The following is a 17,110-nucleotide window of genomic DNA, read 5'->3' as shown; positions in this document are numbered from 1 at the left end:
CTCCTTTATTTTTAAAGGAGTTTTTACGTTTTTTATTAGAATAATACTGTTTTGACTTGGTTTTGTTTCACTGGTTGTTTTCTACTTTCAGAGGAGCAAGTGCTTTTTCATTTAGGTTTACTTCTTGTACTTGATCCACTGAGGGGTTGAAGGTGAAACGGCTCTGAACTTCTCCCTCTGTCGGATTGAAGAAGCGGAGGACGAAACCTTCTGCTTTTTCTGCTTTTTTCAACGTACCTAAGACCGCGTTATCGCTTGATTCTTCCAAGAAGCTGAAGCTTACTGGTGTTTTGATGCCAGATGGATTAAGCTTCATCGCATTGTACGGAATTTTATTATAGGTCTGTAAAGGTGTTGTATATTCTTTTGCCAGTCTGACTACATTGGCATCCGTCGTTGACCTTGTAGGATGCCACTCCAATGCTAACTGTGGATTTTAAATAGTAATAACTTACCTCTTTTCCTTTAAATATAGGTGAGTAGCTTCTATATCTTTCGCATCGACTCCTGCTGCTCCTTTATTTCTTCTAACCCTTTCAAAGGCTTGGTTTAGATTATCCTTTTCCAAAATCTTTTCAATTAATGTTTTAGTAAATTTCAAATTGTTCCTATGTTGTTGAGGTTGTACAAGAGTAACTCCACTCTATTAAAGATGCTCATATTTTCCGAATACTCACTCTTTAATAGTCCTTAATTGGCTGTGTCCTTGTTATCTTGTAAATTACTCTAACATAGTCGCTCCTTTCGTTCCGTCCTTCTCAGTCCAAAGGACTGATACTATGACATCTGCTGACTTCTCTTAGTTCAGCTACTTATCACTAAGTAGGTTTTCTTACGAGGTACTAAGAGATCTCCCAGGGTAAGTTCATCCACTTTCTCCTCATATATCTGCCACATTTATTCCTACCTCATCCGGGGATATTTGGGACTTTACCTTGTTCTGCAGGTTCGTCCTGAAAGTAAGAACCTCAAATGTGATTCGTGTACCTCAGACCGAGGATTTGTCTAGGGCTTCCTTCAGATTCCACTTCACCATGGACACCCTTGCCTTCGACTAATGGTTCGCATATCCCAACGCCCATAACGGACTCTCACCGTCTAGTTGATGAACATGCCTGGCACACAGAAAATGGCTTATCTTATTGCTGATAAGCCATTTAATCTTTACTTGATAAATCCATTGAGGAATTGATATAACTCTTCTAATTCGCCTTCTTTGGCCACAATACAGTTAGGATATAGTTTTATTTCTACTACGCTGATAATTTAAAATCATTGGGAGTTGGGAGTCCAGAAGCAGAAATAATTAAATGAATATAACGTACTGATACTACTAGTTTAAAAGGCTTTATATCAAGTATGGCAACAAACAATCTATTTTTCCGCCCATCCTTTTTGATCCAAATTCACAAAACTTTCGTACTTTTCTTTTTTCGAACTTTTAATTCTTCTGTATTTTTTTGTAGTTTTCCGTATCATTATGTAGCCCCTATTATAAATTAAAGCTACGTTTTTGTTAGAGGATATTTGAAAGCGCTTAACGATATTTGTATTTTTCGAGTTTTTAAACCTATTTGTAATGAAGCTTTTAGCAGAGGCTATTACGGATAGCTTGACGGCATTCGATGAATGACTCACATGAACTTTGAGTTGGGCTTTGATTTTAAAATGTAGTCTCAATTCATTAACCATGCTACTGGTTAATCAGGGCCCTTTCAAGAATTTCATTTTGATGGGATTTATTCTTCTTCTGCTTTAACAAATACGTATTTGGCCGTGAAAGGGGTGGTAAAAAATCAGGTTGCGGTTGCAATAGTTTCTTAAAAGAACAACATAGAATGATACCCCGTGTTAACCTAACACAAAAACATGGAAAAAATCACGGAATTCCCAAATCAACTTTCTATTGAACAAATTCGTTGTTTCATATTTTGCTAATTACTCTTGTAATGAAGGAATGACTAATTATCAAACTAACAACAAAGAAAAAATTATCTAACATTAAAAATCTAGCAATAGGCGGCGCCACCGCCGGAGCTAGGGGTATTTTCGACTCAAACCATAATTTTCAAACTGGTATCTAACTGCTTCAACATAAACTACTAAACTTTAACAGAGGTGATGACATGCAACAATTACTGCATAGTATAGTGAGCTTAACAAATGATTTTCTTTGGTCAAAGTTATTAATTATTATGCTAGTTTCATTCGGTCTTTATTTCACATTTAAATCGAAATTTGTACAGTTTCGAATGTTAAAGGAAATGGTCCGTGTTTTAATGGAGGGGAAAACTGGTTCTAAAGACAGCATTTCTCCATTTCAAGCGTTCTGCATTGGTATGGCGGCTCGTGTTGGAACAGGTAATATCACAGGAATTGCGATTGCGATTGCATTAGGCGGTCCTGGAGCGGTATTCTGGATGTGGATTATTTCTATTATTAGCTCAGCATCCAGCTTTATTGAAAGTACGTTAGCACAAGTATATAAAGTAAAAGATAAAGACGGTTTCCGCGGCGGTCCATCCTATTATATGGAAAAAGGATTAAACAAACGTTGGATGGGAGTATTATTCTCCATTTTAATTACGATTTCTTTCGGTCTTGTATTCAATTCTGTACAATCAAATACCGTTACAATTGCTTTTGAGAATGCATTTGGTACAGATCGTTTAACTCTAGGGATTATCATGGCACTTATTTTCTCTGCAATTATCTTTGGCGGTGTGAAGAGTATTGCAAAAGTTGCTGAATACAAGGTTATGCTTTTAGCTGTGTTATACATCGGTATTGCATTATTTGTCATAGCTACGAACATAACAAAAATGCCGGAAGTTCTTTCTCTTATTGTTAAAAACGCGTTTGGCTTTGAACAAGCTGTAGGCGGTTCACTCGGCGCTGCGCTCATGCATGGAGTTAAGCGCGGCTTATTCTCGAATGAAGCTGGTATGGGGAGTGCGCCAAACGTTGCCGCAACGGCAACAACAAGTCATCCGGTAAAACAAGGACTTATTCAAGCATTTGGCGTATTAACGGATACACTGATTATCTGTACAAGCACAGCATTTATTATTTTACTTTCGGATGCTTACAAACAACCAGAGTTAAATGGTATTGCACTTACACAAGCAGCATTAAGTGAACACGTTGGTTCCTGGGCTTCAGGCTGCCTTGCCATCTTTATTTTCCTATTTGGATTCGGTGCGTTAATTGGTAACTATTATTACGGAGAAACAAACGTTCGCTTTTTACACAAAAGTAAAGCATGGATGATCCTATATCGAATAAGCGTAATAGCCATGATTATATTTGGTTCAGTTGCAAAGATTCAACTTGTATGGGATTTGGCTGATTTATTTATGGGCTTCATGGTTCTCGTGAACTTAATTGCCATTCTTTTATTATCAAAAGTAGCTTTTGCTGCTTTAACGGATTATATGAAACAGAAAAAAGCTGGTAAAGATCCTGTCTTTTATAAAGATAGTATTAAAAATCTTGAAAACATTGAATGCTGGGAGCACTCTCAAGCTGCTTCACCTTCAAAAAAGGAGGAAGCTATGTAATAATACAAAAAGATGTTCAGACACAGTATGCGGTCTGAACATCTTTTTGTTGGTTCTAGTATAAAGCGAGACTTCCATCAGTGGGGGTTTTCTTTATCCCCCACTGATGGTTAGCGAGACTTATCGGACTTTTACGGGCAGTTATCCCCCACCTTCGCTTCTTGTATTACTTAAGCTTAGAGGTGGGGGTATTACTGCCCGTTAAAGCGGGATAAAAACACCTATGATGTTTTTTAGAAAATACTTAAATCCCATTCTTTTGCTATATGTTCCAATAACATAACGCCTGGTAAACTGTTTCCATATTCATCAATAGCTGGCCCGTATATACCAATACCGCATCCATTTTGAAATGGTCGTTCACTCCTTACTCTTGATGGGACGAGTGCCATAATTCCTCCGGACACTCCACTTTTCGCTGGCAATCCGATGAAAGCAGCAAATCTGCCAGACGCATTGTACATTCCACAAGTAAGCATTAAAGCTTTCGTTAATCTAGCTACCTTTTTAGGCAGGACCTGTTCTTTACGAATAGGATGATATCCATCATTTGCAAGAATCAGCCCAATCAAGGCTATGTCCTCTGTATTTATTTCTATAGAACATTGTTTCAGGTAAACCTCTAGGGCTTCCTCTACATCTGATTCTAAAAAACCGGTCTCTTTCAAATAGTAAGCTAAAGCTCTATTCCGGTGGGCTGTTTGCCATTCAGATTGAAACACTTCCTCATTGATAGTTGGACGTTTCCCTATCATTTTTTCGATTAATACGTAGAGAAATTCTAATTTAGTTTGTGCCGATTTTCCTGGCAGGAGTGAAGCGATCGTAATCGCTCCAGCATTAATCATAGGATTAAACGGCTTTCCTGATTTATGCATCTCTAAACGAATAATTGAGTTAAAGGCATCTCCAGTTGGTTCCACATCAACCCGCTCTAACACATAAGAAATACCTCGACTTAAACATGCAGCTATAAAGCTGATTACTTTTGATATACTTTGTAAGGTGAAACAGACATCCCAATCTCCTGACTTTATCATTGTTCCATCTGTCCCCATTATGCTTATGCCTAATTGCGATGAATTTACCTTTCCCAAAGCAGGAATATAAGTAGCATTTTGGCCTTTAGCAGCGTAGGAACGATAATGTGTTATCCATTGATCTAAGCAAGCTTTCCTTTGACTATCAACCTGAACGCTATGCTCCTTTATCATATAACCATATTCCTCCATCTCACTAATTTTATACTGTATACATTTTTATTTAAGAGGGATCAGACAATAAATGCAGGAAAACATGTCAAGGCCATCCCCTTTTCTCATAGATTGATAGGTAATGTTCAAAAGATGTAGTATATCTAGATTTATAGATTTCTACCATAACCTAACGAATCATAAGCTATATTGCTCCCAAGGAAAATTAAGCGTTAAATATGCGACCAACTCTTTGCTTTTTTGTTTCCGTTCTTTACGCATTCTTGTTCGCTCTGGTAGGTTTCATGTAATTTTCTCTCTTCTTCGGTTTCCGGAATAATTTATAGAACACTCGTTTGTCGTTTATGCTGATCATGTGGTACAAATGTTAAGAGGGCAGTCGCTGTAATTACTCACCGCTTTTCCCCCGCAATTCTATTCTTCCTATGTGATAGATGATGATCGTTCCAGTTTCTTAGTAATCTAATTGGAATTTTATTACTTTTGTAAAACTGTTCACTATATTTTTACAAATATCGGAATTTACTCTTACTAATAATCTACATTCCTTACTATATTTTTGAAAAAGAATCATCTTCCGAATCAACGATAGTTGGCTCGAAATTGTTTAGACTTAACATGACTCAACAAAATCATGAAAGTAAATCACTTCAGAAAGAATTTTATAACCTTGAATTCTCTCAAAAACTTCTTTTGCTTCTTTTTCAGTGGAAAATTCAAACATTTTAATATTGCTCATTGAATGGACAGTGATTATCCACATGAAGAATTCCCTCCAATTAAAAGATTATGTTTTAACTCTTTTTTCCATAGATTGATAGAGAGTTTTACATTTTATACCCATCCACGGAAACGTGAAGCTTCAGCCGTTTTTCTTATTCCAACCATATATGCTGCTAAACGCATATCAACTTGATGGGCCTGTGATGTTTGATAAATATTTTTAAAGGAATCGACCATTACTTTTCCCAGTTTTTCCGCAACCTCTTCCTCTGACCAATAATATCCTTGATTATTTTGAACCCATTCAAAGTAAGAAACAGTGACACCACCTGAACTTGCCAGTATATCTGGTACAAGAAGGACTCCTCTTTCATCCAAAATTTTAGTTGCCTCAAGGGTTGTTGGCCCATTTGCTGCTTCTACCACAATTGATGCTTTTATACGGTGGGCATTTTGTGCCGTAATCTGGTTCGAGATGGCAGCCGGTACAAGAATGTCGCAATCAAGTTCAAGCAGCTCCTCGTTTGAGATTGTATTGTTGAACAGCTGTGAAACCGATCCAAAGCTGTCACGACGGTCGAGTAAATAATCAATATCAAGACCTTCTGGATTATAGATACCTCCATGTACATCTGAAATTCCAATCACTTTCGCTCCTGCATCATGCATGAATTTCGCCAGAAAACTTCCTGCATTCCCAAAGCCTTGAATCACGATGCGTGCATCTTGTAAGTTAATGCCTCTTTTCTTCACTGCTTCTTCAATGCAAATCGTTACGCCGCGTGCTGTTGCCGTTTCACGACCTTGTGATCCTCCTAAAACAATCGGTTTACCCGTAATAAATCCAGGAGAATCGAATTCTCGAATACGGCTGTACTCATCCATCATCCACGCCATAATTTGAGAATTCGTATACACATCCGGTGCCGGAATATCTTTTGTAGGGCCAACAATTTGGCTGATGGCACGAACATATCCGCGACTTAACCTCTCCAGCTCCCTAAACGACATATTCCTTGGATCGCAAATAATACCGCCTTTTCCCCCGCCATAAGGAAGATCGGCAATGCCACACTTTAAACTCATCCAAATGGATAAGGCTTTTACCTCTTCTTCATTTACTTCAGGATGGAAACGGACGCCCCCTTTAGTAGGCCCTACTGCATCGTTATGTTGAGAACGATAGCCGGTAAACACTTTAATGGAACCGTCATCCATTCGAACTGGGATACGTACCGTTAGGATTCTAACTGGTTCTTTTAATAACTCGTACATATCTTCGTTATAGCCTAACTTCTGAACCGCCTCTTTTATAATGAGCTTTGTTGAATTTAATAAATCTAACGTTTCACTTTTCGTACTGTCTTGCTTTTGTACTTGATTACGATTAACAGGGAGTATCGTTTTCATTCTTTACACCTCTTATGTTATAAGTTAATAAAAATGTTTTACGTTTCTTGTCATAATCTAATTTGATTTCTTCCTATGCAATAATGAGGATGAACTAACAATTTAGCCTAACTTCGCAATTAAGCTTTCTATCATTCTCTTTAGGCATCGACTTATAATCGCTCACAGTCTATTTATTAATCAGTTCCATTTTCTTACTAAACTCCATGCTTTTCTAATGTTAGAGTAATCCTCTTTGAGAAATACCCCCCCCCCTTAAGGCTCCTATGAGTAAAAATTCAGCAGGATAGTAAAGAAGTTAATATGAACCCTTAGCTCCTTTACTTATTTTGCTCCAGTTAACGATCAACTAGCATTCCAAGTGTAATAAATGACAATACCAGGAAAATCAATTCAAACTTGCTAAAAACTTAAAAAACATAATACACAAAACTATTTAAACGTTTTCATTTTTATACTAATGAAAATGTTGTTTTAATTTATAATAAGCACTACTGAATGTAACTAAAAACTACGCAATACTACAAAAAAATTACAAAATGACTGTTATACATATCGGTTGGTTCAGTTAAGTTCGGGTGCAAAAGCTTCAAGACGAGTACTGGTGCAAATATGACCTGTTAGAAACATAGTATTTCAATAAAAACAAGAGAAAAAAAGGCTGCAAAGCTCTTCTTCAAGAAAGCTTTGCGGACTAAGATAGATTTCTGCTTTACTTTCGTAAGAAAGTGACAAGGAGGGGATCACCAGTTCCGTTAACTACCTTCCTTACATGTTGTCGTTCCTCCATACCCCTCTAAGTTCTTCACGCTTCCCGTGGTCTTCGCCCATATTCTCAAGGCTCGACCTCTTCTCAGCCACCAAAGGTGGTTTCTTTTGACGATTCGGCAGGATTAACTTTATGTTCCAACCTGTAAGGTTGCTTGCACTCTACTAGAGAGCTACTTTGTCACAGGGCTTACAACCTTAGAATTTTTTCACGAGCTGCCTGTAAGCTACTGAGCGTCTTGGTACTTACTAAGATTAGACTTTCACCAATTAACGATTAACGGTTTAATGGGCAAGTAGTATATAAAGTGTCAACAACATTTTTTGATATGTTTTTTATTCTTTCCTTATAATAAAGTTGTAGAAGTTTATCAAATTAGTGTGCAAGTGTAGCAGCTTTGAATAATTTTTGGTCAAATCGAAACGAAAAACCTTAATAATCAAACAAAAAGAATGAAATGTTTTGAAAAATGATAAAGGGGAACCTCTTTTTCATCGTAATGTTATGTTGAAAAATCCAGTAATTAAGCAAAAAGAAAGCTTAAATGAAACAAGTAGAAAGCTTTCCAATTTCATATATTTACGAAGTCACTTCTTATATTTTATTAAAAATGAATATAAACATAGTTTATCTGATCATAAAAAGAGTTATTTTCTTGGAGATACAGAGAAAGAGTATGCTATTTTATCAATTTTTCTTGGTAACGGAATATGAGTAATGAGATTGCAGATTTAAGAATAAGGGATATATATTTTACATATAACCAAATTAGAGTTTTTCGTAAAGGTCATAAGACAGAAAACGTACAAGTATTCTCAGAGGTTTGATGATATAAAAGAATATCTAAATGTGAGGAAAGAACAATACGGTGGTACAGATGCTGAATAAGTGTATGTCCAGAAATGATTGAGGAAAGAGAAACTGTTACTCGTAAATTTAATTTGAAATTTGTGTGTGATAAACTCCGTAAATGTAGTAAAATCATGCAGATTCGAATAATTAAGTGTAATGAAAAACGGGGTTAAGAATCTACAATCTGTAAAGCGTTTGTAGACAGCCTTTTTTGTCTTTAAAAAAGAGAGATTGGCACTATAATCGAGAGGTAATACTCCTAAAAGTATTACCTCAAGAAATGGATATTCCAACAACATCAAAAAAAACAACGAACTCACTTTTATCGTTTCACTCTTACCCTTATTACCTGTTATGTCTTGAGCATACACCTCATCAAAACATGCTCTTACCTCTCCTTACTAGTATTTATCTTTCAATCCTTAATCTTAACTCAGATACACCCATAAAGTTTTTAATGGCAAGTGCACATGCCCCCATTATTGCCGCTTTATTTCCTAATTCGGAAATAAACAATTCATTATAGTGGCTGACGGAAGATTTTAAGTGAGATTTAATTTTACTCTCTGCATCAGGGTATAGCTTCAATAACTCACTATTCAAGACTAATATTTCAGGATTAAGAATGTTAACGATATTATTTAGTCCAATTGAAAGGTACTTAATAAACTCCTCAAATTGCTTCATTATTATTTTATCTTCAACAATGATAAGTTGATGAATTTCTTCATACGTCATTCTTTTTAGAAAATGCTTATTTACTTGATGAAAGAAACTCTGTTCTGAAGCATATAGCCCCCAACATCCCAGATTCCCGCAATTACAAGGCTTTCCATCAGGAACAATGATCATATGTCCCATTTCTCCAGCATAACCGTGGGAACCTTTAAGGAGTTCACCTTTAAAAATCATGCCTATTCCAATACCAGAGTACATACTAATACTTAAGACGTTATCACTTTGATGGTTCATAAATACTCTTTCAGCAAATGAACAAAGATTTGCATTGTTCTCAAGTTGAATAGGTAAGTCCACTTCTTTTTCAATATCACCTTTTAAGTCTTTGTTCTTCCAGTTATGGCTAGGAACAAAATTAATAACTTCTTCCTTCGAAACAGTGCCATGTATACCTATTACCACACCAACTATCCCAAAACTGCTTTGTGAGTATGCATCTTTGTAGTACTTTATCCGTTTAATTAAAATATCTACAATTTCATCATAATTAGAGGTGAGTATTTCCATATGATCTGTAAGAACAGGAGAACCCATTAAATCGGATATGATAAAGGTTATATGTTGATAATCTAAATCGATTCCTAATGCATAACCAGCTTTTTGATTGATCGAAAGCATGATTGGCTTTCTGCCTATATGATTATGCACTTCATACGATTCAACAAGTAATCCATCCTCTAATAAATTAGCTACCTGTGAAGAGATGGTAGCCTTTGTTAATTTCGCGACTTTTGATAATTCTGCCCTCGAAATCATACCTTTTTCAAAAATTTTACTTATTATTAAGCGTCTATTTGTTTTTTTAATATAAATAGAATCACATGTCTCTATGGAAATCACCTTCTTCTTAAAACCTTTAAAATCTAGGATCTTTTTAAACTTGGTTGTTGATTTCCGCTGCAGGCGTTCGCTTTCCGCGGGCAGTCTGGGAGCCTCCTCGGATGCGCTAGCGGGGTCTCCCTTTGACACGCTTCTCCCGCAGGAGTCTGATGTGTCCGCTCCAATTTTTATCAAAATCAACAATAATGTTTAACATAGCTAAAATGTCAGTAATCTTGTTAAAACATGTAATCTTACATGATTCATTATTCTGTACAATTACCTAGGCTTACTGAAAGCAATTGACTTAGCTAATTTTTTCATTTGCTTTCTCATCGACAACTGTATATGCATCACGTATGTGTTTTTCTAATTCATCTTGATAGGAATGTTTTTGCTCTGTCGTCCACTCCAGTGCAGATGCCATAAAGGTAACGATGTGATCCTTCCATTCTCTAACCCAATTGATATCAAAGAGTAATGTTCCTGTCCGTCGAAAGAAAAAGTCGATTGGCTTTGTTGTCATTTCTTCTTTAATTGAATACATGAGTTGTAAAAATACATAAAGTGGTAATTGGCTTTTTACTGAATTCTCCATATGCATCTTGCTATATTGAAAAACCTTGTCAACATTTGATCCATACCGTTTCACTAACTTCTCTGCTTGCTCCCTTGTTAGCCCTATGTGAGTTCCAATCTTCACCTTTTCTTCTATAAAGGCTGGAAACTTTTTAGAACCGCCAAAATCCCCTCCGGATATAGGGAGCTTTTTTGTCGTGCAAGCTGAGAATGATCTACTTTCTTCCTCATTAAATTTCTTCGCAAGCAGATCAACAATGATTTCAGCCATTTTTCGATAGCCTGTTAACTTCCCACCTGCAATCGTGATGAGTCCTGAGTCCGATGTCCATATTTCATCTTTACGAGATATTTCAGAAGGATCTTTTCCATCTTCATGAATTAATGGGCGCAATCCTGTCCAGCTGGATTCAATATCTTTTATGGTTATTTTTAATGAAGGGAACATATAGTTGATCGCATCAATGACATATTTCCGATCACTTGCAGTCATTCTAGGATTCGCAATATCCCCTTTGTAGACTGTATCTGTTGTTCCCACATAGGTTTTTTTGTCTCTTGGAATGGCAAACACCATTCGGCCATCTGGTGTATCAAAATAAATAGCTTGTTTGAGCGGAAAACGTTTTTGATCAAGGACAAGGTGAATACCTTTTGTTAATTGCAAAGACTTTCCTTTTAAAGATTGATCCTTTTTACGAAGTGTATCTACCCAGGGACCGGCTGCATTGACAATTTTTTTCGCATAAATTTTATAAGACTTCTTCGTTATTTGATCAACTACGATTACACCTTTTACAATCCCGTTTTCATAGATAAATTCCTCTACTTTGGTGTAGTTTATCGCCGTTGCTCCTTGATTAACTGCTTCTTTCACAACTTCAATTGTTAACCGTGCATCATCTGTTTTATATTCCACATAGTAGCCGCCGCCTTTTATACCGTCCTTTTTTAGCAAGGGCTCACGCTTTAACGTTTCTTCAATGCTTAACATTGAACGGCGTTCATTGCTCTTTACACCGGCTAAAAAGTCATATACTAAAAGACCAATAGAAGTAGAGAATTTTCCGAATGTGCCATCTTCATAAATCGGCAGCAGCATCCACTCTGGAGTTGTTACATGAGGTCCATTTTCATAAACAATGGCTCTCTCTTTTCCAACCTCAGCCACCATTTTTACTTCAAATTGTTTTAAATATCGTAAACCACCATGAACTAATTTGGTCGAGCGGCTTGATGTACCTGCAGCAAAGTCTTGCATTTCCACCAATGCTGTTTTCATCCCTCGAGTTGTTGCATCTAGGGCAATACCGCAACCTGTAATACCGCCTCCAATGACAAGTACATCATACTTCTCATTTTCCATTTCCTGTAGAATACTCATTCGATTTTCACTTGAAAATGTCATTTTCCTCACTCCGATTCTGCTATTTTTTCATTAGTTGCATACAAAAAAGACCACAAAATCCATTAATCAAAATACGATTAAAGGTTTTTGTGGTCTCTCAAATTTCTGCTACCAGACTATTAACTTATAGCTCAATTAAAACACAATTTAATTGAATATTCAACCTTATCGTTATATATAATTGTTTTACTTATTATTTAAAAACACTTGCTGCTTTCACAGCCTTTTTCCAACCGCTGCATAAATTCACTCTTTCTGTTTCTTCCATTTGCGGTTCTAATACGAGATCTCTATTCCATTGCTGTGAAATCTCATCCTGATCCTTCCAATAACCAACTGCAAGTCCAGCTAGGTATGCTGCACCTAATGCTGTTGTTTCGTTTACGGCTGGTCTTTCTACTGGAACATTTAAAATATCACTTTGAAATTGCATGAGAAATTGGTTTTTGACAGCTCCACCATCTACGCGTAATGTTTTTAGCTTGATTCCGGAGTCTATCTCCATCGCACCTACTACATCTTTCGTTTGGTAAGCAAGTGATTCTAAAGTTGCTCTAATAAAATGTTCTTTTGTTGTCCCCCTTGTTAACCCAAAGACAGCTCCTCTCACATCACTATCCCAATACGGGGTACCTAATCCAACAAATGCAGGGACAACATACACGCCATCAGATGAAAGAACCTTCGCAGCATACTCTTCGCTATGTTTAGCATCCTTAATCATTCGGAGACCATCCCTAAGCCATTGAATAGCAGAACCCGCTACAAAAATACTTCCTTCCAATGCGTATTCAATTTTCCCATTAATTCCCCAGGCAATGGTTGTCAATAATCCGTGATCAGATAGGACTGCTTTTTCACCTGTATTCATTAACATAAAACAACCAGTACCATATGTGTTTTTCGCCATTCCTTTTTCAAAACAAGCCTGACCGAATAAAGCAGCTTGCTGGTCTCCGGCTATACCTGCAATTGGTACAGACTCGCCAAAAAAGTGATAGTCAATCGTATTGGCGTACACTTCTGAAGATGATCTTACTTCTGGCAGCATAGATTTAGGTATGTCTAGTATGCGTAGAAGTTCCTCATCCCAGCATAGGTCATAAATATTAAACATTAAGGTTCTTGAAGCATTTGAATAATCCGTCACATGTGCTTTTCCGCCAGTCAATTTCCAAATAAGCCATGTATCAATTGTTCCAAATAAGAGCTGTCCTTTTTCCGCTTTTTCTCTAGCTCCATCAATATGATCTAAGATCCATTTCACTTTCGTTCCGGAAAAATAAGGATCAATTAATAAACCTGTTTTTTCACGAAAAAGATCATTGTACCCCTTTTCCTTTAACTCTTCACAAATTTGGTCTGTTTGTCGGGATTGCCAAACAATCGCATGATAAATTGGCCTTCCTGTCTCTTTATCCCAAACGACAGCCGTTTCACGTTGATTTGTGATTCCAATCCCGGCGATCTGACTAGCTTTAACTCCGGATTCTGATAAGCAAGAAGCGATGACAGATAAAATGGAGCTCCAAATTTCATCCGGCTTATGTTCTACCCAGCCTGGCTTAGGGAAGTATTGATTAAACTCAGCCTGTGCTTGATAAAAAACCTCCCCTTTTTGATTAAAAAGGATTGCTCTTGAACTAGTCGTACCCTGATCAAGAGCTAAGATGTATTTTTCCATTGTTCAAACTCCGTCCTTTAACTGTACTTTGTCTTCATTTCTACAAAACTACCTCATTAATATGGTCATTTACTTCTAAATACTTTTTCATATCAGCTAAGGTATGAAACAAATCATTTTTTATTCTATGGCTCTGTAAAACTTGGCTGTTGATTGCAGCTAAAGGCATTTTCTTTCCGCGGACCGTCCGGGAGCCTTCTCGGCGCTGATCGCCTTTGGGGTCTCCCTTTGACTCGCAACCCGTAGGAGTCGCATGTTCCAATCAACAAAGTGCTCCAAAATCAACAAAGAGCTTTAAAATAGACTATTTCATTAATAAGTTTTCCACAGATTGTGCCTGGACGTTGTAACAGCCGTCGCACCGGCTTCTAAAGCTTGTATAACATCCTGCTCCGATTTAATGAATCCCCCTGCCAAGATTGGCGTCCCTGTTTTTTCATGGATCTCTTTTATAAGAGAAGGAATGATTCCAGGCAGTATTTCAATAAAATCAGGATTTATTTTAGGCACCAATCTATAAGTTTTTTCAAGTGATGTACTATCTAAAAGAAAAACACGCTGAATGGCGTAAACACCTTTTTGTTTTGCTTTCAAAATAACATTTGACTTTGTAGAAATAATACCAGCAGGCTTTAATTCCTGGCATATATATTCCACGGCATATTCATCCGCTTTTAGACCATTAATGAGATCCACATGTAAAATTAATTTCTTCTCCGCCTTGTTTACAGCATTCATAATTCCCCGTAATTGCCCCAAGTGACTTTCCAATAATAGTCCATACTCATAATCACTTTTTAAAAAGCGTTCAAGCTGCTTCATTTCTCTAAATGCTGGAAGTACCTGCTGATTTTGAAATCCCATCATGATCCCCCAATTAATGTTTCTTTTTTTTGGACAGAAGCAAAATGTAATCATCTTACTATTAAAATATGAAATTATTTTTCTTCTAGCTTAACTTGAAAAGTCTGATTACTACAATCCTGCTCTATTCCATTGACGATTAATTTTCTTTGTTCATTTTCAGGAAGGTGGAATGTGATCTGATCATATGGCACAGAATAGGAACCTTCTTTATTAATTGTAACGAAAATCTCGCTTTCTGTACTTTCCATTTCTACCTGAATATATGCAAATGTATGTGTATAATCGTTTGTTAACCCATCATCCTCATATAATCTGTACGAAGACTTTCCTGTATCTTTGCAAGGGAATAATAAGAATCCTCTGTCATCTGCATTCTTTGTTGCAAAAGTGATCTCTGCTTCATTAATTGGAATAATTGCACCTGCTTTAGCTAGCAATGGTACATATGATAATGGTGCCGGAATGACAACAGTTTGCCCTCCTTCATACCATTTTCCCGTATGAAAGTCATACCAGCCATCCTTATTTTCAGGTAAATATACTTCCCGTTCTGATTTGCCTTTTTCGACAACAGAAGCAACCAAGAGAGACTCACCTAGCATAAAATCATCATTTTCTTCAAATGTCATTTCATCATGTTCAAAATCGTAAAATGTCGGTCGAATGATCGGCTGATAGTTTTGATGTGCCTCATGAAGAGCTGTATAAAGATAAGGAATAATCTTTGATCTGAATTTAATCAATCCCCTGATATTATCAAGCATTTCAGGATACATCCAAGGCTCATTTACTGTTCCGTCATCATTCCAAGAGTGGATCGTAAACCTTGGATGAACAATTCCGTTTTGCACCCATCTTACGAAAAGCTCTGGTTCAGGAGCAAGACCCGAAAAGCCGCCTACATCATGACCAAAATTGTAAATACCTGACAAACTTAATCCAATTCCCATCTTAATGTTGTATTTCAATGTTTTCCAGCTTGTACGATTATCTCCTGTCCAAGTTTGTACATAACGTTGCAGCCCCGCAGAGCCTGAGCGTGATATTAAATATGGACGCAATTCAGGATTGTATTCTAACTGTGCTTCATAGGAAGCCTTCATCATAAGCAGCGGATGAAGCGCGCGAATAAGCTCAAATTCTTTCTCACTGCCAAAGCCGTGGCAAGTAGCATCTTTGCTCCAAATTTCAAATTCATTATTGTCGTTCCATGTAGAATCGATTCCATATTCCAAAAGCTTCTCTTTTACTTGGTCTTTCCACCAGTCATACGTTTCTTTGTTCGTAAAGTCTAAATAAGCACCAATGTCATCCCAAAATTGGGCCATTTCAGGTTTTTCTGTTTTAGCGTTTGTTATAAACATGTTTTTTTCTTTTAACTCATTAAAATAAGGGTGATCTTTTAATAATGCTGGTTTAATATTTGCACACAATCGCAAATCCTTTTCATGGAAATTTTGTGCCATCTCTTTTGGAGACGGAAATTTTGAATGGTTCCAATTAAACACATAACGTTTATCGTCGATTGATGTATATCCTGATGACAATTGGAACGAGTCACATAAAATATCATGTTCTTCACAAAGCTCTAAGAATTTATTTAATTGTTCCTGCGCATCTGGAGCATCCGTATAGCTCATTGTCGAACCAGAATAGCCTAAGCTCCATTTTGGCGGAAAAATAGTTTTTCCAGTTAACCATGAAAACTTGCTAGTTACATCCTTTACTTTTGGACCAGCGATAATATAGTAATCTAAATCACCATGTTCAGTTTGATAATATCTGTATAACTCATGATAATTATCAAGCTCAGTTCCTAATTCAAAAATAGAGCTGGACAAATTGTCATAGAAAATTCCAAATGAAAAACCATTATTTTTCTGTCTTGTGATATAAAATGGAATATGTTTATAAAGAGGATCACTATATTCCGCATCATATCCCATTGCATCAATTGTCAGCATTCGATAGCGCTTGCCATGCTTATCAACTGGACCCGTTTTTTCTCCTAATCCGAAATATTGTTCATTTAAATCGCGTTTTAAATAATGAGCAATCCCTTGACCAAGTGAGCCATCAAAGTTATAGCTTTGAGTTTGTCGGTCATTGGCAAAGTTCACCCACTCAGAATTTTCACGGTAAAACCAGCTGATCTTAAATCCATTTAACTTTACCACTGCCTTCACGAGAGACGTTTCTACTATGAATTCATCCTCATTTTGGCTAGATTCATAAGGGGGAAGGGAAAAACCGCTTGTATCAAAGCGGTCACGGCCTTCCCAAGGAACATCTGCTTGTCCCGGCGCCACACTCCAGGTTTTATCTAGTTTTAATGTATCTCCGTCTGTAAACAAAATTCGTATAATATCGTTTTCAAGCACCATTATTTTTGCATATGTGTTACCGTCAATTAATTTAAACTTTAATATATTGTTGTTTTCTCCTAAAAAATGAAACTGATATGTCTCTTTAATACTCATTTGATGT

The 17,110-nt window shown here is 36.8% G+C and carries 12 protein-coding genes; 2 read left to right on the top strand and 10 right to left on the bottom strand.

All coding sequences use genetic code 11. The features are described 5' to 3' along the window. Positions 1 to 67: 67 nt before the first annotated feature. Entirely contained in the window at positions 68 to 421 is a 354-nt protein-coding gene (locus GMB29_RS07935) for a glycosyl hydrolase-related protein (protein ID WP_136351806.1), read from the bottom strand. Between the two features lie 1,705 nt (positions 422 to 2,126). On the opposite strand from GMB29_RS07935, the gene GMB29_RS07930 reads away from it, so the two are divergent. Then, the gene (locus GMB29_RS07930) at positions 2,127 to 3,560 is read left to right on the top strand and encodes an alanine/glycine:cation symporter family protein (RefSeq protein ID WP_136351807.1); all 1,434 of its coding nucleotides are present in this window, start codon (positions 2,127 to 2,129) and stop codon (positions 3,558 to 3,560) included. 233 nt (positions 3,561 to 3,793) lie between these two features. Here the strand turns inward: GMB29_RS07930 and GMB29_RS07925 are convergent, their stop codons facing one another. The 3 genes from GMB29_RS07925 to GMB29_RS07920 all read right to left on the bottom strand — a co-directional run bounded on the left by GMB29_RS07925 (position 3,794) and on the right by GMB29_RS07920 (position 6,907). After that, the gene (locus GMB29_RS07925; RefSeq protein WP_406600319.1) at positions 3,794 to 4,774 is read right to left on the bottom strand and encodes a glutaminase; all 981 of its coding nucleotides are present in this window, start codon (positions 4,772 to 4,774) and stop codon (positions 3,794 to 3,796) included. A gap of 613 nt (positions 4,775 to 5,387) precedes the next feature. Continuing rightward, positions 5,388 to 5,537, bottom strand: a complete 150-nt coding sequence (locus tag GMB29_RS26955; RefSeq protein WP_168733765.1) for a hypothetical protein — start codon at positions 5,535 to 5,537, stop codon at positions 5,388 to 5,390. A 71-nt stretch (positions 5,538 to 5,608) separates the two neighbouring features. After that, positions 5,609 to 6,907, bottom strand: a complete 1,299-nt coding sequence (locus tag GMB29_RS07920) for a Glu/Leu/Phe/Val family dehydrogenase (protein ID WP_136351809.1) — start codon at positions 6,905 to 6,907, stop codon at positions 5,609 to 5,611. Between the two features lie 1,231 nt (positions 6,908 to 8,138). Here GMB29_RS07920 and GMB29_RS07915 point away from each other — a divergent pair. Beyond that, complete coding sequence (locus GMB29_RS07915; RefSeq protein ID WP_136351810.1) at positions 8,139 to 8,390, top strand: site-specific integrase; 252 nt, start codon at positions 8,139 to 8,141, stop codon at positions 8,388 to 8,390. A gap of 546 nt (positions 8,391 to 8,936) precedes the next feature. Here GMB29_RS07915 and GMB29_RS07910 read toward each other — a convergent pair. From GMB29_RS07910 to GMB29_RS07885, 6 genes are all read right to left on the bottom strand, one after another. Then, entirely contained in the window at positions 8,937 to 10,106 is a 1,170-nt protein-coding gene (locus GMB29_RS07910; RefSeq protein WP_319941491.1) for an ROK family transcriptional regulator, read from the bottom strand. A gap of 286 nt (positions 10,107 to 10,392) precedes the next feature. Beyond that, entirely contained in the window at positions 10,393 to 12,072 is a 1,680-nt protein-coding gene (locus GMB29_RS07905) for a glycerol-3-phosphate dehydrogenase/oxidase (RefSeq protein WP_136351811.1), read from the bottom strand. Positions 12,073 to 12,265: 193 nt separating this feature from the next. Then, positions 12,266 to 13,756, bottom strand: a complete 1,491-nt coding sequence (gene glpK, locus GMB29_RS07900; RefSeq protein WP_136351812.1) for a glycerol kinase GlpK — start codon at positions 13,754 to 13,756, stop codon at positions 12,266 to 12,268. Between the two features lie 40 nt (positions 13,757 to 13,796). Continuing rightward, positions 13,797 to 14,018, bottom strand: a complete 222-nt coding sequence (locus GMB29_RS07895) for a hypothetical protein (protein WP_136351813.1) — start codon at positions 14,016 to 14,018, stop codon at positions 13,797 to 13,799. Between the two features lie 50 nt (positions 14,019 to 14,068). Beyond that, positions 14,069 to 14,620 carry a glycerol-3-phosphate responsive antiterminator gene (locus GMB29_RS07890; protein WP_319941490.1) on the bottom strand — a complete coding sequence of 184 codons (552 nt, stop codon included), beginning with the start codon at positions 14,618 to 14,620 and terminating at the stop codon, positions 14,069 to 14,071. A 74-nt stretch (positions 14,621 to 14,694) separates the two neighbouring features. Further along, positions 14,695 to 17,103 carry a glycoside hydrolase family 31 protein gene (locus GMB29_RS07885; RefSeq protein ID WP_136351815.1) on the bottom strand — a complete coding sequence of 803 codons (2,409 nt, stop codon included), beginning with the start codon at positions 17,101 to 17,103 and terminating at the stop codon, positions 14,695 to 14,697. Positions 17,104 to 17,110: the final 7 nt, after the last annotated feature.

It is taken from the genome of Metabacillus sediminilitoris (genome assembly GCF_009720625.1).
Lineage (GTDB): Bacteria > Bacillota > Bacilli > Bacillales > Bacillaceae > Metabacillus > Metabacillus sediminilitoris.
The sequence above is the reverse complement of the archived record's forward strand: the minus strand, read 5'-3'. Positions and strand labels throughout refer to the sequence as shown.

Coding starts and splice junctions, on each gene's coding strand:
- GMB29_RS07905 (WP_136351811.1), bottom strand. CDS start 12,072: ATGACATTTTCAAGTGAAAATCGAATGAGTATTCTACAGGAAATGGAA.
- GMB29_RS07930 (WP_136351807.1), top strand. CDS start 2,127: ATGCAACAATTACTGCATAGTATAGTGAGCTTAACAAATGATTTTCTT.
- glpK (WP_136351812.1), bottom strand. CDS start 13,756: ATGGAAAAATACATCTTAGCTCTTGATCAGGGTACGACTAGTTCAAGA.
- GMB29_RS07920 (WP_136351809.1), bottom strand. CDS start 6,907: ATGAAAACGATACTCCCTGTTAATCGTAATCAAGTACAAAAGCAAGAC.
- GMB29_RS07890 (WP_319941490.1), bottom strand. CDS start 14,620: ATGGGATTTCAAAATCAGCAGGTACTTCCAGCATTTAGAGAAATGAAG.
- GMB29_RS07925 (WP_406600319.1), bottom strand. CDS start 4,774: ATGATAAAGGAGCATAGCGTTCAGGTTGATAGTCAAAGGAAAGCTTGC.
- GMB29_RS07885 (WP_136351815.1), bottom strand. CDS start 17,103: ATGAGTATTAAAGAGACATATCAGTTTCATTTTTTAGGAGAAAACAAC.
- GMB29_RS26955 (WP_168733765.1), bottom strand. CDS start 5,537: ATGTGGATAATCACTGTCCATTCAATGAGCAATATTAAAATGTTTGAA.